We start from the raw sequence: 16,825 nt of genomic DNA on the forward strand, positions 1-16,825 counted from the left end.
TCAGACGCCGCCGGCTCGTTCGATGGCCCGGTAGCCCCTCATCACCAACGACTTGCTCACCGCCGCCGCCAATCCCGCGTCCCGGTCCGCGTACGCGTTCACCAACCGCTCGTGGTCGGCCACCGAATGCAGCAGCCTCCCCGGCAACGACAGGCTCAAGTGCCGGAACCGGTGCATCTGCAGCCCCAGCGAACTCAACCGGCGCTGCAGCTCGCCGTTCTTCGCCAAGCCCACCTCCGCGTTGCGGAACCCGACGTTGTGCCAGAAGTACGCGTCGACGTCACCACAAGCGGCGTCCGAAGAAAGCAGCGACTGCCAGCGGCGCAAGCCGAGGATCTCCGCGTCCGACGCCCGCGCCACCAGCAGCTCGCTCACCAACGCGTAAAGCGAAGCCCGGATCTCGTAGATCTCCCGCACCTGCGCCATGTCCACAGGGGACACGTACGGCCGCCGGCGCGGTGGGATGATCACCAGTGACTCGCGTTCCAGCATCAGCAACGCTTCCCGGACCGGTGTCCGGGACGTCGAGAACCGGCGGGCCAGCTCCGCCGAGTTCACCTCGTGGCCCGGCGGCAGGCGACCCTCGACGATGCCGACCGCGATCTCCTGGAAGATCGTGAACGCCAGCGACGAGCCGCCCTCCACCCCGCGCAGCGCGGTGAAGAGCAGCTCCCGCCGGAGGTCGGGCAGGTCGACCGCCGTCATCAGCCGAGGACCTCGGGCCAGCGGCGGCTCACGTCGGCGATCAGCGACGGGCTCGACTCCGCCACCGCCGGGAAGTCGCCCAGCCGCTCGAACGGGCGGCAGGCGTCGATGATCGCGCGGCTGGTGAACGGCACCGAGCCGGGCAGCGTCAACGGGTCGACGCGGCTGCCCCACGTCCGCCGCATCACCTCGATGTCCAGCGACGGGTCCGTCCGCCCGCACATCGCCCAGACGACCTCGCCGAGGTCGCGCGGGTTGACGTCGTGGTCGACGACCACCGTGAACCGGTTCATGTACGCCGCGCTCGGCAGCTGCGAAGTCAGGTACGCCGCCTGGCGCGCGTGCCCCGCGTACCGCTGCTCGATCGCGACGATCAGCAGCGACCGGCCGCCGCCCGCCTCGTGCGCCCACACCCCCCGCACGCCCGGCAAGCCCGTCTTGCGCAGGGAATCCGTGATGATCGCCGACTTCAGCACCGTGCGCATGTAGGAGTAGTCGTGCGGCGGCTTGCCCGGCGGCGCGCCGAGCAGGATCGGGTCGTCGCGGTAGTACACCTTTTCGACGTCGATCGTGAGGATCGGGTCGCGGGAGCCGGAGTAGTACCCCGTCCACTCGCCGAACGGGCCCTCGGGACGCTTGTCGTCCGGCCGCACCCAGCCTTCGATCGCGATCTCGGCGTCGTGCGGCAACGGCAGCCCGGTGGCGAGCCCGGCGATCGTGCGCACCGGTTCGCCGGCCATCGCGCCTACGTAGTCGTATTCCGAGACGTCGCCGGGCACCTCGACGCCGGCCGCCACCAGGTACGCCGGGTGGTGGCCCAGCGACGCCGCGATCGGCGCGCGGCCTTCGGCCTCGAACCAGCGGCGCAGGTGCTGCGCGCCGTGCTTGCCCGCCTCGATGTTGACGCTCACCGCGCGGCCCTCGTCCTGCACCTGCATCCGGTACGCGCCCAGGTTGATCCGGCCGGTGTCGTAGTCGCGGGTGACGACCGCGCAGCCCGTGCCGATGTAGCGGCCGCCGTCGCCCTCGTGCCAGCGCGGGACCGGAAACTTCAGCAGGTCGACTTCGTCGTCCACATGGGACAGCAGCGGACCGTCTTCCACCGTGACGGCGCGGAAGTCGCCGGAGCGGGAGATCCACTCCCCTGGCTTGACGGCGAGCTTCTCGACGAGGTCCTCGTCGGTGTTGTCCCAGCCGAGCCCGAGCACCGACCCCAGCAGCCGCGGGTTGCTGACCGAGCCGGACAGCACCCGCGAGCCGGACGCGTAGTCCTTGATCGCGTCGAACACCAGCGCTTTCGGGTGTGCACGCCGGTAGTTGACCTGGGACAGCGCGCCGATCTCCAGTTCCCAGTGGGCGCCTTCGACGGTCTGCACCTCCCCGGCCGCTTCGGCTTCGGCGAGCCACTTCCGCAGGTCGGTCATGCCGGGATCCTTCGCGAGGTCTGGCGGAGGTGGCCGATCGCCGCCTCGGCGGTGAGCACGTCCGCGTACTTCTGGTCCAGGTCGAACAGGCTCAGCCAGTGCGACGCCTCGAACCGGTCGAAACAGCAGTCGCCGACGACCCCGACCCGGTAGCCGCGGGTGCACGCGTCGACGACGGTCGAGCGCACGCACCCACTGGTGGCTTCGCCCACCACCAGCAGCGTGTCGTGACCACCCATCCGGAGGATCGTGTCGAGCGGGGTGCCGTGAAAGCAGCTGGGGCCTATCTTCGCCAGCACGACGTCACCGGCCCACGGTTCCACTTCGGACACGATCGCGTTCGGATCCACTGTGGACTTGGGTGTCAGAGCGCTGCCCGGTTTGCGGTTCCAGCGGCCGTACTCCGGCGGCGTCGCGTGGAAGTAGATCACCGGGGCGCCGGCGTCGCGGGCCGCGCGCAGCAGCGGGACCGTCCGGTCGACGGCGGCCCAGCCGTCCGCGCCGCACGCGCTGGGCCAGTCCGCGACGGCGTCGAGGATGTCGCGCCGGGGCAGGCCCAGCGCCGCGTAGTACAGGTCGACGACGAGTACCGCGGGGTTCTCCCCCAGGCCGAACGGGGCGCGCTTCGCCCACGACGTCGCCGCGAGCACCGCGCGGTCCCGCTCGGTCAGGTACTTCGACCATTCGGCTTCGAAGGTCATGACGTCGTCAAGCTGTTGTCGATGTACTTCGCGACGTCCGACGGCGGCGACGTTTTCGCGTTCTCCGCGGCTTCGTCGAAGGCCTGCTTGATCACCTTTTCGTCCACCGCCGGGGTCTTCGCCCAGACGTCGAGGAAGAAGTCGTAGGCGTAGGAGGCGAGTTCGGTGCTCTTCACGCCGCTGTACTTCTGAATGCTCTTGACCGTCTCGTCCTTGTGGCCGCGGATGTACTGCAGTGCCTCGGCTTCCGCCGCGACGAACCGCTTCACGACCTCGCGGTTGTTCTGCAGGTACTTCGACTGCACGGTGTAGGCGCCCAGCGGGAAGGGCATGTTGGACAGCGCGGCCAGCCGGTGCGCGCCCTTCTCGCGGCTCTCGGTGCCGTTGGGCGGCTGGGTGAGGATCGCCGACACCGCGCCGCTGCCGAGCGCGGCCACCTCGGCCGGGACGCCCTTGACGAACACCGCGGTGACGTCTTCGCGCTTGAGGCCGTTCGCCTCCAGCAGCGCGGTCAGCCCGAAATCGCTTTCCGAGCCGGGCGAGGTGATGGCGACCTTCTTGCCCTTGAGCTCCGCGACCGACTTGACGTCCGGGCTCGCCCACATCTCCAGGTTGTAGTGCGGCTCGGACATCGCCACGTACTTGAGGTCCGCGCCCTTCATGATCGCGGCCGCGGTGTCGGCCGCGACGCCGACGCCGATCTGGACGCTGTCGCTGGCCAGCCCGGCGACCAGCTGGGAACTGTCGTTGAGCCGGTTGAGCTTCACGTTCAGGCCGTGCTTGGCGAAGATGCCGTAGTCCTGCGCGGTGTAGAGGTCGGAGTAGCCCGCGCCGAGCGCGGTGTAGCCGATGGTGACCGGCAGCGCGCCGTTGGCGTCGGCGGTGACCGTGCCGCCCGCGCCGGCGGCGCCGCCGCACGCGGTGAGGGCGAGCATGAGGCCCGCGGCCCCGATGGGGATCTTCATTGTGCACCTGCCCAGTGGGTGAAACGGCGTTCGACGAGGCGGACGGCCCAGTTCAGGAGCAGTGCGACCACGGCGAGGAGGACGATCCCGGCCATCGCCGAGTCCATGTCGAAGTTGGCGGTCTTCGTCTGCACGAAGTAGCCGAGGCCCTGGCTGGCCAGGAACAGCTCGGCGACGATCGCGCCGACCAGCGCGCGGCCGACGGCCAGGCGCACGCCCGCGAGGATGTACGGCAGCGTCGCGGGCAACGCGATGGTGTAGAAGAACTTCAGCCGCGGGGTGCAGAACACCGTCGCGACGCGGGTGTAGTCGCTGTCCAGGTTCCGCACGCCCGCGGTGATGTTGATGATCAGCGGCAGGATCGCGGCCCAGACGATGACGATCACGCGCGAGGTGTTGTCGATGCCGAACCAGAAGATGATGATCGGCAGGAACATCACGTACGGCACCGAGTAGAGGATGTTGACCATCGGCTCGGTCATGTCGTGCAGGACCTTGCTGCGGCCCAGCACGAGCCCGATCGGGATGCCGAGGACGAACGTGATGCCCAGGCCCCACAGCAGTTCCAGGCCGGTCGCGCCGAGCGCCGGGTAGATGTCGCCGGAGCCGAAGAGGTTCGCCTCGGCCGCGGCGATGCGCAGCGGGTTGCTGCTGAAGGAGACGTCGACGAGGCCGAGTGCCGTCGAAAGCTGCCACAGCACCAGGACGATCGCCATCCCGGCGGTGCCGAGCAGCCCGCTACGGTGTCGCCGCGCCCAGCCGGAGCTCGCCGATGTCACCGGCGGCGGTGTCGTCGTACGCGGGAGTGACGCTGTTGTCATGGTCCGACTCCGAAGCTGCGGGTTCGTGGTGGAGGGCCGAGAGGATCTTGTCGCCGTAGGCGAGGAATTCGGCGCTGCGCCGCCAGGCGGCGTCACGCGGGCGGGGCACGTCGATGACCACTTCGAGGGCGACGTGCGCGGGCGACGGCGAGAAGACGAGCACGCGGTCGGCGAGCAGCACGGCCTCGTTGACGTCGTGGGTCACGAACATCGCGGTCTTCTTGGTGCCGGCGTCCGCCTGCCAGATCCGCAGGAGCTCGTCCTGCAGGTTCTCGCGCGTTTGCGCGTCGAGGGCGCCGAAAGGCTCGTCGAGCAGCAGGAGCGTCGGATCGGTGGCCAGGGCGCGCGCGAGGTTGACGCGCTGCCGCATGCCGCCGGACAGCTCGTGCGGGTACTTCTTGGCGACCTTCGCGAGACCGACGATGTCGAGGAGGTCTTCGGCGCGCCTGCGGGTTCCGGCGTTGAGCCGGCCCTGCACCTGGGGTCCGAACAGGACGTTGTCGAGGACGGTCCGCCACGGGTAGAGCGAGGCGTGCTGGAAGACCAGCGACCGCTCCGGCCCGGGTCCGGCGATCGGCCGGCCGCCGAGTTCGAGGGCCCCGCCGGCCACGGGAACGAGCCCGGCGACGGCCTCGAGGAAGGTGGTCTTGCCGCACCCGCTGGGGCCGACGATGACCACGAACTCCTCGTCGTGGATCTGCAAGTTGAGGTCGAGGCACGCGGTGGCGAACCCGCCGCCGCGCCGGGCCCGGTGCCCGAGCAGCAGGTCCCGCGCGTCCAGGCAGACGGCGGACATCAGAAGGCCCCTGCCTCGTCCGGGTTTTCTGGGTGGATCACTACCGCTCCTCCTTGCCGATGGCTGCACTGCGGATCGCAAGGTGTCGACACTTCGGGAGAGTCTGCGACCGCGGAGCGAGCAATGTCAAGGAGTCGGAATCGAGTAAGACAAGGTTCTGTCGTAAACTGTCGACACTACCCAGGTGACGACAGCGCTGGACGCGGGCGACGCCGGGCGGTCAGCCGACGGGTTCCTCCACCGGGGCCGGCTTCGGGCTCAGCACCCCCGCGAACACCGCCGCCAGCACGCACAGCACCACCGGCACCGCGAACGTCACGTTCAGCGGCATCCACCGCGTCAGCCCGCCGATCAGCGCCGGCCCGGCCAGCAGCCCCACGTAGCCCAGCCCGACCACCCGGGCCATCAACGCCCCCGACGCCCGCGTGTCCAGGTTGCCCGCCGCGGTGAACAGCTGCGGGACCCCGCCCGACAACCCGAGCCCGAACAGCGCCCAGCCCACCAGCGACAGCGGGACCCACGGCGCCGCCGCGGCCGTCGTCAGCCCGACCGCCGCCAGCGTCGCCCCGTACCGGACGATCGCCGCCGGGCCGGCCCACGCCGCGACGCGGTCGGTCAGGAACCGGCCCGTCGTCATCGCCACCGCGAACGCCCCGTACGCCAGCGCCGCCGTCGACGCCGACGTGCCCAGGACCTTCTCCATGTGCAGCGCGGCCCAGTCGTTCGCCACGCCCTCCGACAGCATCAGCGCCAGGGCCAGCAGGCCGAGCAGCCACACCACGCGGCCCGGCGTGCGGCGGCGGGCCGGCGCGGCCGCGGTCTCTTCCGCGACGGACGCGGGCGCCTCCGACGGCTCCATCAGGAACCGCGCCGACGCCAGGGAAAGCACCACGCACAGCAGCCCGGTGCCCGTGAGCGTGACGCCGGTCGGCACGCCGCCGCCGAGCGTCGCCGCGCCGATGACCGCCGCGAACGCGCCGCCGATCGACCAGAACGCGTGGAATGCCGCCATGATCGGGCGCGGGTAGGCCCGCTCCACCACCACCGCGTGCGAGTTCATGCCGACGTCGATCGCGCCGTTGCCGAAGCCGAAGAAGATCAGGGAAAGGCCCAGCGTCCACCAGGAGTTCGCGAACCCCGGCGCGCACACGGCCAGGCCGAGCAGCACGCCCGCCGCGGGGACCAGCCGGCGGTGGCCGAGCTTGTCGACCAGCGGCCCGGAGATCTGCATGCCCGCGAACGCCGCGCCGCCGAGCACCAGCAGCAACGCGCCCAGCGTGCTGTGCGAGATGCCGGTCGCGCGCTCGACGTTCGGGATGTGCACCACCCACATGCCCATCGCGAAGCCGTTGAGGCCGAAGAACATGAAGGTCGCGAACCGGGCGGCGCGCGGGCGGGGCGGGGCGGTCATCGGTTCTCCAGGGGGACGGCGACGTGCACGAGCACACCCAGTTCGGTCAGCGCCGCGCGCTGGTCCTCGGGCGCGCCCGGGTCGGTGATCACTACGTCGGGGCGGTCGGCGGGACAGACGTGGGCGAGCGCGGCGCGGCCCCACTTGGCGCCGTCGGCGAGCACGAGCGCCCGGGCCGCGACGTCGAGGGCCACCTGCTTGACCTCGGCGTCGCCCAGGTCGAAGGCGGTCAGGCCGGCGTCGAGGGAGAACGCGCACGGGCTCAGCACGGCGACGTCGAACCGCAGGGCCCGCAGCGACGCGCACGTCAGCGGGCCCACCAGCGCCTGCTCCCCCGGCCTCGGCTCGCCGCCGGGGAGCAGCAGCCGGACTCCCCTGTCGTCGGCCAGCTCGCGGACCGCGTGCAGGGACAGCGGCATGACGGTGACCGGGCGCCCGCGCAGCAGCCGCGCGAGCTCCAGCGCGGTCGTGCCGCTGTCGAGGACGATCGTTTCGCCGTCGCGGATCAGCTCGGCCGCCGCGGCGGCGATGGCCCGCTTGGCGCCGACCGCGTCCGTCGCCCGGGCGGCGAACGGCGGCTCGATCCCGGACGGCGCCGCCGGGACGGCCCCGCCGTGCACGCGCCGCAGGACCCCGCGCGAGGCCAGGTGGTCGAGGTCGCGGCGCACGGTCATCTCGGACGCGCCGGTCGCCGACGCCAGCTCCGCGACGGCCACCTGGTCGGCGTCGCGCAGCCGCTCGACGATGATCCGTTGCCGTTCCGCGCTCTTCACCTCGCGATGTTCGCAAGCCGCGCGCATTCGCACAACCGGTTTGTTCGACCGCTCACGTCGGTTGTGCGGAAAGCCGCTGCGGCATGATGGGCCCGTGCACGCCGCCGAGACCACCGCAGCCCCGTGACCGGGGGCTACCTGAAGGGCCGGATCCGCCGCGAGGACATCATCACGGCGGCGGCCGCGGCGTACGGTGAGCTCGGCTACCACGGCTCGTCGCTGCGGGAGATCGCCAAGCGCGTCGGGATCTCGCACGCCGGCCTCCTGTACTACTTCCCGACCAAGGAGGCGCTGCTCGCGGCCGTGCTCGAACGGCGCGACAGCGAGGACTCCGAGCGCGAGCAGCTGACCGTGCCACCCGGGCTCGAAGTGCTGCGCCACTTCGTCGCGCTCGCCGAGCACAACGTCCGCCACCCCGGGATCGTCGACCTCTACTCGCGGCTCGCCGCCGAAGCCGTCGCCGCGGACCACCCGGCGCACGAGTACTTCGTGCGCCACTACCGGGCCGCACGCGCCGGCGTGCACGAGTCGTTCGCGGTCCTCGCCGCCCGCGGCGAGCTGCGCGAGGGCGTCGACCCGGAGCTGGCCACGCTGACGTTCATCGCGCTCATGGACGGTCTGCAGGTGCAGTGGCTGACCGTCCCGGGCGACGTCGACCTGGTCGGTTCGTTGCGCTTCTACCTGCAGAACCTGCTCACCGTCCCGATCTAGAGGGTCTTCGCGTAGGGGTCCCAGCCCGCCGGCAGCGCGGGCGGGACGTCGACGGTGCTCGCCACCTCGACCGGCTGGCCGCGGGTCAGGGACTCGTCGATGGCCAGCATCGCGTCGAGCACGTGGTAGGCCACCTCGCCGGACGCGCGTTCCGGCACGCCCGCCCGGATCGCTCGCGCGAGTTCCAACGCCCCGGTGCCCCGAGATGCCGGATGTCCTTGTGGGACAAGCTCTTCCGGGTCGGGGTGGCCGAGCAGGTGGAGTTCCGTGGAGCCGTCGAAGCGGTTGGGGTCGGGCAGCACGGCGGTGCCGAGCGTGCCGGTCAGCTCGACGAACCCGGTGCGCTTCAGCGCCGAATCGAAGCTCAGCACGAGCTGGGCGGACCCGCCGGCCTCGAACTCGACGAGCGCGGTGACCGTCGTGGGCACCGTCACCGGGAACTCCGTGCCCGCCCGCGGCCCCGACCCGATGACCCGGGTGTCACGCGCCCGGCCGCCGGCGCCGGTGACGCGCCGGATCGGGCCGAGCAGCTGCACCAGCGTCGTCAGGTAGTACGGGCCCATGTCCAGCAGCGGCCCGCCGCCGGCCTGGAAGAGGAACTCCGGCGCCGGGTGCCAGCTCTCCGGCCCCGGCACCTGGAACAGGGCGAGCGCGGTCAGCGGGCGCCCGATCCGGCCCGCGTCGACGGCCTGGCGCGCGGTCTGCAGGCCCGCGCCGAGGACGGTGTCGGGCGCGCTCGCCACGCGCAGGTTCTTCTCCCGTGCGCGATCCAGCAGCTTGCGGCCGGTCTGGCGGTCCAGGGCGAGGGGCTTCTCGGCCCAGACGTGCTTGCCCGCTTCGAGCGCGGCTAGCCCGACGTCGACGTGCGAAGCCGGGATGGTCAGGTTGACGACGAGTTCGACCTCCGCGTCGTCGAGCAGCTCGGCGACCGTGCCCGAGCGCGGCACGTGGTACTCGGCCGCGCGGGCGGCCGCGCGCTCGACGTCGAGGTCGGCGATCCGCAGCACGCGGACGTCCGGGAAGCTCGTCAGGTTCTCGAGGTAGGTGCCGCTGATGACGCCGGCGCCGACGATCCCGACGCCGACCGGCCCGCCGGTCACCGGTTGACCAGGAAGGCGTGGCTGGCGGCGATGGCCTCGAAGAGGTCGCCGTCGTAGGCGTCGAACTCGATCACGCGCAGCGCGGCCGGCGCGGCGGCGAGCACGTCGGCGATCGGCACCCGGCCCTGGCCGGCGGGCAGCTGGCCGGTGGCGTCGGTGGCGAGGCCGCCGTCCTTGACGTGGATCGCGCGGACGCGGTCGCCGAGCCGGCGCAGCAGCGCGGGCGCGTCCTCGCCGCCCGCGGTCGCCCAGTACGTGTCGACCTCCAGCGCGACCGCCGGGTCGAGCTGGTCGGCGAAGACTTCGAAGGCGCTACGGCCGTCGATCCGGGACTCCAGCTCCCACCAGTGGTTGTGGTAGCCGACCTGCACGCCGTGCTCGGCCGCGACCTTGGCGGCGGCGTTGAGCGCGTCCGCCGTGGCGGCGATGTCGGCCGGGTCCTGCCACTGCTCGGGCTTGACGAGCGGGTCGATGACCAGGCCGATGCCCAGCTCGGCCGCGGCGGCGAAGACGGCCGGCTGGTCGGCGCCGATCAGGCGAGCGTGCGCGGTGGGCGCGGTCAGGCCGTGCGCGGGCAGGCCGGCCCGCAGCGCGTCGGCGTTCTCGACGACGCCGTACGGCTCGACCCGGGTGAGGCCGAGCGCGGCGAGCTGCCGCAGGGTGCCGTCGGGATCGGCCGCGAAGGCGTCGCGGACCGAGTACAGCTGCACGGAAAGCTCGCTCATCACCGGCTCCTGGAGGTCACGGGGGTTCGCTGAATTTCTACCACCTGGTCAAAATTGACACCAGGGATTTCGCCGCCGGTCCACCGGACGGCCGCACCGGCGTGCCCGGCATCACCGCCCGTCGTGTTTTGGCTTGCGCCGGTTGGGGCAGTAACGCCTTGAACGGGGATCAGGCCGATCCGATCCGGGAGGTGCCGCGAGTGGACAGGGCAGGGGACGAAGTGGACACGGGGGCCGTCGGCCACCCGGCGTCCCGTCGCGACCTGACGGAACTGTCCGAGGCCGCGCGGGACCTCGACCGGCGGATCGAGCAGCACCTCGGCCGGCTGCGTCGCGAACGCGCCCAGCGCGCCCGCGACGACATCCCTGACCAGCGGCTTCGCCCGAGCGGCTGACCTCGCGTTCACCGCGCGGACGCGAACTACTACGCTGGGTGGCCCCACGCCGAAGTCCTGCGAGGTCGCCATGTCCGAGACGCTGTCCCCGAGCCAGAAGCCGGTGGGAGTCGACCCCGACCGGCCGAGCATCGCGCGGATCTACGACGGCTTCCTCGGTGGCAACAACTTCTACGAGGTCGACCGCGTGGTCATGGAGAAGATCCGCGCCGCGGTCCCGGAAGCGGTCGACATCGCCCGCGGAAACCGCGGGTTCCACAACCGCGCGCTGCGGATGCTGGCAAGCCAGACCAAGATCCGGCAGTACCTCGACTGCGGGTCCGGCCTGCCGACGGCGGAGAACACGCACCAGATCGTCCAGCGCATCGACAAGGACCACACCGTCGTCTACGTCGACAACGACCCGGTGGTCCTCGCGCACGGCCGCGCGCTGCTCGTCGAGAACGACTTCACGCACATGGTCGAGGCGGATATCTTCAAGCCCGAAGCGGTGCTCGGCCACGACGAGGTGCGCTCACACATCGACTTCTCGGAGCCGGTCGCGCTGCTGCACGTCGGCACGATGCACCACTTCGAGGGCGACGGCGCGGTCGACGTCATGCGCGAGTACATCGACGCGCTCGCCCCGGGTTCGTACGTGGTGCTCTCGCACTTCTTCGACCCCGAGGTGGCGGACCTGACCGCGATCGCGAAGCGGATCGAGCAGATCCTGGTGCAGGGGCCGCTGGGCGCCGGCCGGTTCCGCACCCGCGTGGAGATCGAAGCCATGCTGCCCGGCCTGGAGTTCCTCCCGCCGAACGCGACGTCCGGCCCCGGCCTGGCGGTGTGCGACGAGTGGTGGCCGGACGGCCCCCGGCTCACGCCGCTGTCGGGTTCGGCGAAGTGCGTGGCCGGGATCGTCGGGGTCAAGCGCTAACGCAACCGCCAGAGGTGGTCGGCGGTCCCGGTGTCGCCGAACTGCACCACCTGGGCACTGTCCGCGGTGGACATCCGATCCACGCCCAGGACCTTGCCGGAGTTGCGGTTCTTCAGCCGCCACCAGCCGTCGCCGTTGTCGGCCGGGCGCCAGAGGTGGTCCGCGGACCCGTTGTCGGTGAACTGGACGACTTTCGCGCTGTCCGCAGTGGACATCCCGTCGACGCCGAGCACCTTGCCCGAATGGACGTTGCGGATGAGGAACCAGCCGTCGGCGGCGGCTTCGAACGTCCACAGGTGGTCGTCGGTGCCGTTGTCGGCGAACTGCACGACCCGCGCACTGTCCGCTGTGGACATCTGATCCACCCCGAGAACCTTGCCGGAGTTGCGGTTCTCGACCCTGAGGCGGCCGTCCGGGACGAGCCGCCACACGTGGTCGGCCGAGCCGTTGTCGCCGAACTGGACGACCTGGGCACTGTCCGCGGTGGACATCCCGTCGATGCCCAGGACCTTGCCGGAGTTGCGGTTCTTCAGCCGCCACCAGCCGTCGCCGTTGTCGACCAGCTGCCAGAGGTGGTCCGCGGTGCCGTTGTCCGTGAACTGCACGACCTTCGCACTGTCCGCGGTGGACATCTGATCGACGCCGAGCACCTTGCCCGAGTGGTGGTTGCGGACGCGGTACCAGCCGTCGCCGTTTGCCACGAGGTGCCAGACGTGGTCGTCGGTGCCGTTGTCCGCGAATTGCACCACTCTCGCACTGTCCACAGTGGACATCTGATCGACACCGAGCACCTTGCCGGAGTTGCGGTTCACGATCCGGAAGCCCGCTCCCCCGCCACCCGGTGACCACGGGTGACCGTTCGGGTCGGCCGTCGGGAACGACGTGACGCGCAGCCGCGCGGCACCCATCGGGATCAGCGTGACCGTCTCGACCGCCGCGGTGCTGAGCGCCGGGGACGCCTGCAGCGGCGTGACGACGTGCTGGTCGTCGGCGGTCCACTCGGCGATCTTCCGCGCGGTGGCGGTGATCTTGACCGGCGCGGTGTCGGGCGTGAACGGGTTGGCGGGCAGCGCGCCGCTCGCCGGCGAGAACGTCAGCGCGGCGCCGACGGTGAGGCCGTAGTTCCACGGCGTCGTCGCGTGCACGGCGTACTGCGGGAACTGCGCGGTCCCGCCGAGGCTTTGGTAGCTCTCGCCGATCTTCAGCGAGTACGTCAGCGGGCCGTGGTCGACCGTGACGGAGTCGTGGTTCGCCGCCCACGTCCGAGTGGTGGTGCGCTGGGGCAGGGTGAGCGTGACGACATCACCGTTCACCCAGGTCCGGTCGACCTTGACGAACGCCGGCCCGGCCGCCGCGGCGACCGGCGCGCCCGCGACGACCAGCCGCGGCGCCGCGCACCACGCGGGAATCCGGACGTACAGCGGGAAAGCGAGGCTCTTCGGCGTCCGGACGGTGAAGGTGATCTGTTCGGAGAACGGGTAGGTGGTGTCCTCGGCGATGGTCACGGAGGTGCCGTCGCCGACCTTCGCCGTCACGCTACTGGCGGAGTACATCGCGGCGGCGAGGCCGTTGTCCGGGGTGGCGAGCCAGAGTTCTTCGGTGAAGTACGGCCAGCCCATGCCGTAGTTGTGCGGGCAGCAGCGGTACTGGTCGACGCCGGGCAGGTAGGCCTGCATGGCGAAGCCGTTCTGGAACTGGCCTTCGCTCTTGGGGACGTCGTCGAGGTCGACGCTGTTCGCGCTGGTGATGTAGTGGACCGCGCGCCCGGCGGGGTCGAGCGAGGCGGGCAGGGAGTTGAAGGCGAGGTCCTCACAGCGGTCGGCCCAGACGGGGTCGCCGGTGAGGCGGGTGAGCAGCTGGTGGCTCGCCATGAACTCGACGATCCCGCAGGTTTCGAAGCCCTGCCGCGGATCGCCGAAGCCGGGCCGGGCGTTCTCGTCGCCGGCGAAGCCACCACCGGCGAATTGGCCGTACGTCGCCATGACCGTGGCGTAGTCCTGGTAAGTGGCCTGGGTAAGACTCGCGTTGCCGGACCGCAGCGCGTATTGGGCGGGTTCGCGGAAGCCCTGGGCGATGTTGACGTTGTGCAGGCTCGGGAGGTTGTTCACCCAGTTCGCGCCGTAGGCGTGGATCTTGTCGGCGAGGTCGAGCAGGAAGGTGTCGCCGGTGCGGTTGAAGAGCCAGAAGACGCTGTCGAGGCCGTCACCCCAGCGGACGGACACCCAGCTGGAGTCGAAGGCGCTCTTGCCCTGGGCGTTCATGTAGCGGAGGAACCGGGTGAGGAACGGGACGACGCGGGTGTCGCCGGTGTACTCCTGCCAGGAGCGCAGGGCTTGCAGCAGCGGGAGGTAGGGCCAGAAGTCGGGGCCGTTGTTGAGCGCGGTGCGCAGGGCGGAGGGCCCGAAGAAGCCGTCGGACTGCTGCGTCGCGAGGACGGCGTCGATCCACTTCTGGGCGGTGGCTTTGGCGGTGGCGTCGCCGGTGACGGCGGCGAGGTCGACGTAGCCGCGCAGCCAGTAGGGCACTTCTTCCCAGCCGGGGCGGTCGGGGTGGACCCAGCCGCTGGTGGCGAAGTCGAGGAAGTGCGAGGTTTCGGCGTAGTGGCCGCAGAGGCCGTCGAGCTGCAGTTTCAGCTGGCCGGCGAGCCAGCCTTTCGCGGTGACGGCGCCGGGCGGAAGTTTGAGGAACGCGGTCGGCTTGAGCGGCGCGGCGTTGGGGGTGTAGAGCCCGCCTTGCGCGGCGGCGGCCGCTTTGGGGACGTTCGCCCCGGTCAGCAGGGTGGCGGCGACGGCTCCGGTGACGAACTGCCTGCGGTTCAGCGACACGGTTGGGCCTCCGCTCGGCTTTACAACGTTGTAAAAGTAGGTTTACCGGGTTGATACAACGTTGTAAATCCGCCATTCGCCGGTGGTCGCCCAGCGCCCCAATGTGGCCTTGGTTGCGTCAGACGCACCCAATGTGGCCTTCGGTGCGTCTGACGCACCGAAGGCCACATTGGGGCGCTTGGGTCAGGCGATCGTGCGCAGGCGGCGGAGCGCGAAGTACACCAGTGCCGCCGTCAGCGCGACGAAGATCCCCGTCTCGATCCCCTGGAACGTCCAGAACCGGTCCCCCGGCTGGTACTCCATCCAGTTGTACGCCCCCGGCCCCGCCGCGCCGCCACCCGCCCCGCAGCCCTCCGGTGGGCACGGGCCGATCCGGGCGTCCGGGAGCACCATCTCGCCCGCCGCGTTGCGGACTCCCTCGGACAGCACCCAGTCACCCGACGCCGGGTTCGGGGTCTGCGTGCCCGACGGCGGGAACGACAACGTCGACGCCGGCAGGTACCGGGGCCGGGCCAGGACCTCGATCGCCACCCGGACCGCCGCGAAACCGACCAGGGCGATCCCCATCGCCGGCAGCACCTTGCGCCAGTACGTTCCCGCGAAGATCCCCAGCGCCAGCGCGAACAGCGTGTACGCGATCGGTACCACGCCCTGGACGTCGAACGAAAAGTACGTCATCCGCCCGGCCGAAGCCGACACCAGCGGCTGGAACCACCACGACACGCCCAGCGCGTACCCGACCGACAGCACCACCGTGATCGCGCCGACCAGGCCGAACTTCACCGCCGCCCAGTGCAACCGGCTGACGCCCTGTGTCCACACAAGACGGTGGGTGCCCTGCTCGAACTCGCGGGAGACCAGCGGCGCGCCGAAGAACACGCCGACCAGGACCGGCAGCACCACGAACAGGACCGCGACGAACACCATCCCGCTGAACTGCTGCTGGAACTGGTGCCCCAGGCTCTCGCACCGGGATGACGCCTCGGTCTGCGTGATCATCGACGCGCTGCCGAGCGCGGCCCGGCACGCCGGCAGGCCCAGGCTGTCGTACTTCGCGTGCATCGCCAGGCCCGTCGGGACCATGATCGCGGCCAGCGCGACGAGTGCGCCGAGGGTGAACAGCGCCTGCCTGCGGTGCTGGCGCCAGGTCAGCCAGATCATGCCGGCACCTCCCACGCGGCCGCCGCGACGCGGGTCTCGGCTTCGGCCAGGTGCGCCAGCACCAAGTCCTCCAGGGTCACCTCGTGCTCCGTCCACAAGGGATCGACCGGGCCGTCGCCGCGGCGGACGAGCAGGGTCGACTGGCGTTCGGTGTGGCTCGCACGGACCACCTTCGCCACCCCGGCGATCGACTCGCTGCCGGCCCGCGGGCCGACCAGCGTGCGGTGCGCGTCGAGCAGCTCGTCGACCGTACCGGTCAGCTGGACGCGGGACTGCTGCAGGACGATCAGGTAGTCGCAGCTGCGCTCGAGGTCGGCGAGCAGGTGCGAGGACAGCAGGACGGTCGTCTCGCTTTCGGCCACCGCCCCCATCAGCGCCTGCATGAACTCCCGGCGCGCCAACGGGTCCAGGCTCGCGATGGGCTCGTCGAGCAGCAGCAGCCGCGGGCGTTTCGCCAGGGCCAGCGCGAGCGCGACCTGCGCCCGCTGCCCGCCCGAGAGCTTGCCGACCGGCTTGTCCGGCGGGATGCCGAGCGCGGCGAGCCGTTCGCGGGCCAGCGCGGCGTCCCAGCGGCGGCGGTTCAGCTTGCCGCCCATGGTGACGAGCTCGGCCGCGGTGAAGTCGCGGTAGAGCGGGGTGTCCTGCGCGACGAACCCGATGTCGGCGAGCACCGACCGCGGGCCGCGGCCGAACACGCGCACCTCCCCCGCGTCCGGCCGCAGCAGCCCGACGGCCAGGTGCAGCAGTGTCGTCTTGCCCGCGCCGTTCGGGCCGACCAGCGCGGCGATCCGCCCGGCGGGCACGTCCAGCGTGCAGTCCTGCAACGCCCAGGTGCGCCCGTAGCGCTTGCCCAGCGCCCGGGCTTCGACTGCCGGTTCCATCCCGGAACTCCCTACGCAAGGTTGCGGGGCACCGCGGTGCCCCGCAACGTGGTCTCGATCAGGGCCGCGATGTCGTCGGGCGACATCCCCGCGGCTTCGGCGCGCTCCAGCCAGGCCACGAGCTCGTCGCGCAGCCGCGCCTGGTTGCCCAGCGACGGCCCGGCCAGGTCGCCGGTGACGAACGTGCCCACCCCCGGCTTGCCCTCCGCGAGTCCCTCCAGAACCAGCTCGCGGTAGGCCTTGAGCACGGTGTTCGGGTTGATCGCCAGCGCCTGGGCCACTTCGCGCACCTTCGGCAGCTGGTCGCCGGGGCGCAGCAGGCCGACCCGCAGCGCCTGCTTCACCTGGACGACGAGCTGCATGTACGTGGCGACCCGCGAGCGGCCGTCCAGGACGAACTCGATCACCCGACACCTTCCTATTGTCTTACGACATTAAGACAACACCCGAGACCTCGTGGCTGTCAAGCAGCGCCTCGCGGGCATAGGGTCTCGATTGAGAACGCACACCGGCAC

17 protein-coding genes are annotated in these 16,825 nt (G+C 71.1%); 3 read left to right on the plus strand and 14 right to left on the minus strand.

All coding sequences use genetic code 11. The annotated features are described in order from the left end of the window. The 8 genes from BLV96_RS11310 to BLV96_RS11345 all read right to left on the minus strand — a co-directional run bounded on the left by BLV96_RS11310 (nt 1) and on the right by BLV96_RS11345 (nt 7,596). On the minus strand, nt 1-705 hold the full coding sequence (locus tag BLV96_RS11310; RefSeq protein WP_086677003.1) for a GntR family transcriptional regulator: 705 nt from the start codon (nt 703-705) through the stop codon (nt 1-3). Beyond that, nucleotides 705-2,129 (minus strand): UbiD family decarboxylase, encoded by a 1,425-nt coding sequence (locus BLV96_RS11315; RefSeq protein ID WP_086677004.1) that lies wholly within the window; start codon nt 2,127-2,129, stop codon nt 705-707. Before BLV96_RS11315 ends, BLV96_RS11310 begins: the two co-directional genes overlap by 1 nt. Beyond that, nucleotides 2,126-2,830, minus strand: a complete 705-nt coding sequence (locus BLV96_RS11320) for an isochorismatase family protein (RefSeq protein WP_086677005.1) — start codon at nt 2,828-2,830, stop codon at nt 2,126-2,128. The genes BLV96_RS11315 and BLV96_RS11320 overlap by 4 nt, the downstream gene beginning before the upstream one ends. Beyond that, complete coding sequence (locus BLV96_RS11325; RefSeq protein ID WP_086677006.1) at nt 2,827-3,795, minus strand: ABC transporter substrate-binding protein; 969 nt, start codon at nt 3,793-3,795, stop codon at nt 2,827-2,829. Before BLV96_RS11325 ends, BLV96_RS11320 begins: the two co-directional genes overlap by 4 nt. Then, the gene (locus tag BLV96_RS11330; protein ID WP_158104152.1) at nt 3,792-4,574 is read right to left on the minus strand and encodes an ABC transporter permease; all 783 of its coding nucleotides are present in this window, start codon (nt 4,572-4,574) and stop codon (nt 3,792-3,794) included. The genes BLV96_RS11325 and BLV96_RS11330 overlap by 4 nt, the downstream gene beginning before the upstream one ends. Continuing rightward, on the minus strand, nt 4,534-5,412 hold the full coding sequence (locus BLV96_RS11335) for an ABC transporter ATP-binding protein (RefSeq protein ID WP_086677008.1): 879 nt from the start codon (nt 5,410-5,412) through the stop codon (nt 4,534-4,536). Before BLV96_RS11335 ends, BLV96_RS11330 begins: the two co-directional genes overlap by 41 nt. Before the next feature lie 220 nt (nt 5,413-5,632). Continuing rightward, nucleotides 5,633-6,823 carry an MFS transporter gene (locus BLV96_RS11340; protein WP_086677009.1) on the minus strand — a complete coding sequence of 397 codons (1,191 nt, stop codon included), beginning with the start codon at nt 6,821-6,823 and terminating at the stop codon, nt 5,633-5,635. Beyond that, complete coding sequence (locus BLV96_RS11345; RefSeq protein ID WP_244180169.1) at nt 6,820-7,596, minus strand: DeoR/GlpR family DNA-binding transcription regulator; 777 nt, start codon at nt 7,594-7,596, stop codon at nt 6,820-6,822. Before BLV96_RS11345 ends, BLV96_RS11340 begins: the two co-directional genes overlap by 4 nt. Before the next feature lie 123 nt (nt 7,597-7,719). Between BLV96_RS11345 and BLV96_RS11350 the strand changes: the two genes are divergently transcribed. After that, a complete protein-coding gene (locus tag BLV96_RS11350; RefSeq protein ID WP_086677010.1) occupies nt 7,720-8,307 on the plus strand; it encodes a TetR/AcrR family transcriptional regulator in 588 nt (195 codons plus the stop codon). On the opposite strand, the gene BLV96_RS11355 is transcribed toward BLV96_RS11350, so the two are convergent. Together BLV96_RS11355 and BLV96_RS11360 are read right to left on the minus strand one after the other, a co-directional pair. Next, entirely contained in the window at nt 8,304-9,407 is a 1,104-nt protein-coding gene (locus BLV96_RS11355) for a Gfo/Idh/MocA family protein (protein WP_086677011.1), read from the minus strand. The two genes, BLV96_RS11350 and BLV96_RS11355, sit on opposite strands and share 4 nt — an antisense overlap. Beyond that, nucleotides 9,404-10,132 (minus strand): sugar phosphate isomerase/epimerase family protein, encoded by a 729-nt coding sequence (locus BLV96_RS11360; protein ID WP_086677012.1) that lies wholly within the window; start codon nt 10,130-10,132, stop codon nt 9,404-9,406. The genes BLV96_RS11355 and BLV96_RS11360 overlap by 4 nt, the downstream gene beginning before the upstream one ends. A gap of 200 nt (nt 10,133-10,332) precedes the next feature. Here BLV96_RS11360 and BLV96_RS11365 point away from each other — a divergent pair, with 200 nt between their 5' ends. Further along, a complete protein-coding gene (locus tag BLV96_RS11365; protein ID WP_086677013.1) occupies nt 10,333-10,527 on the plus strand; it encodes a hypothetical protein in 195 nt (64 codons plus the stop codon). 70 nt (nt 10,528-10,597) lie between these two features. Further along, the gene (locus BLV96_RS11370; protein WP_086677014.1) at nt 10,598-11,443 is read left to right on the plus strand and encodes an SAM-dependent methyltransferase; all 846 of its coding nucleotides are present in this window, start codon (nt 10,598-10,600) and stop codon (nt 11,441-11,443) included. Here the strand turns inward: BLV96_RS11370 and BLV96_RS11375 are convergent. From BLV96_RS11375 to BLV96_RS11390, 4 genes are all read right to left on the minus strand, one after another. Further along, entirely contained in the window at nt 11,440-14,268 is a 2,829-nt protein-coding gene (locus BLV96_RS11375) for an RICIN domain-containing protein (protein WP_086677015.1), read from the minus strand. The genes BLV96_RS11370 and BLV96_RS11375 overlap by 4 nt on opposite strands. A 183-nt stretch (nt 14,269-14,451) precedes the next feature. After that, the gene (locus BLV96_RS51215; protein WP_091389033.1) at nt 14,452-15,429 is read right to left on the minus strand and encodes an ABC transporter permease; all 978 of its coding nucleotides are present in this window, start codon (nt 15,427-15,429) and stop codon (nt 14,452-14,454) included. Beyond that, the gene (locus tag BLV96_RS11385; RefSeq protein WP_086684673.1) at nt 15,426-16,310 is read right to left on the minus strand and encodes an ABC transporter ATP-binding protein; all 885 of its coding nucleotides are present in this window, start codon (nt 16,308-16,310) and stop codon (nt 15,426-15,428) included. The genes BLV96_RS51215 and BLV96_RS11385 overlap by 4 nt, the downstream gene beginning before the upstream one ends. 11 nt (nt 16,311-16,321) lie before the next feature. Further along, a complete protein-coding gene (locus BLV96_RS11390) occupies nt 16,322-16,717 on the minus strand; it encodes a GntR family transcriptional regulator (protein ID WP_086684676.1) in 396 nt (131 codons plus the stop codon). Nucleotides 16,718-16,825: the final 108 nt, after the last annotated feature.

The organism is Amycolatopsis pretoriensis (genome assembly GCF_900107925.1).
GTDB classification, from domain to species: domain Bacteria; phylum Actinomycetota; class Actinomycetes; order Mycobacteriales; family Pseudonocardiaceae; genus Amycolatopsis; species Amycolatopsis pretoriensis.

Coding starts and splice junctions, on each gene's coding strand:
- BLV96_RS11310 (WP_086677003.1), bottom strand. CDS start 705: ATGACGGCGGTCGACCTGCCCGACCTCCGGCGGGAGCTGCTCTTCACC.
- BLV96_RS11315 (WP_086677004.1), bottom strand. CDS start 2,129: ATGACCGACCTGCGGAAGTGGCTCGCCGAAGCCGAAGCGGCCGGGGAG.
- BLV96_RS11320 (WP_086677005.1), bottom strand. CDS start 2,830: ATGACCTTCGAAGCCGAATGGTCGAAGTACCTGACCGAGCGGGACCGC.
- BLV96_RS11325 (WP_086677006.1), bottom strand. CDS start 3,795: ATGAAGATCCCCATCGGGGCCGCGGGCCTCATGCTCGCCCTCACCGCG.
- BLV96_RS11335 (WP_086677008.1), bottom strand. CDS start 5,412: ATGTCCGCCGTCTGCCTGGACGCGCGGGACCTGCTGCTCGGGCACCGG.
- BLV96_RS11340 (WP_086677009.1), bottom strand. CDS start 6,823: ATGACCGCCCCGCCCCGCCCGCGCGCCGCCCGGTTCGCGACCTTCATG.
- BLV96_RS11360 (WP_086677012.1), bottom strand. CDS start 10,132: ATGAGCGAGCTTTCCGTGCAGCTGTACTCGGTCCGCGACGCCTTCGCG.
- BLV96_RS11370 (WP_086677014.1), top strand. CDS start 10,598: ATGTCCGAGACGCTGTCCCCGAGCCAGAAGCCGGTGGGAGTCGACCCC.
- BLV96_RS51215 (WP_091389033.1), bottom strand. CDS start 15,429: ATGATCTGGCTGACCTGGCGCCAGCACCGCAGGCAGGCGCTGTTCACC.
- BLV96_RS11385 (WP_086684673.1), bottom strand. CDS start 16,310: ATGGAACCGGCAGTCGAAGCCCGGGCGCTGGGCAAGCGCTACGGGCGC.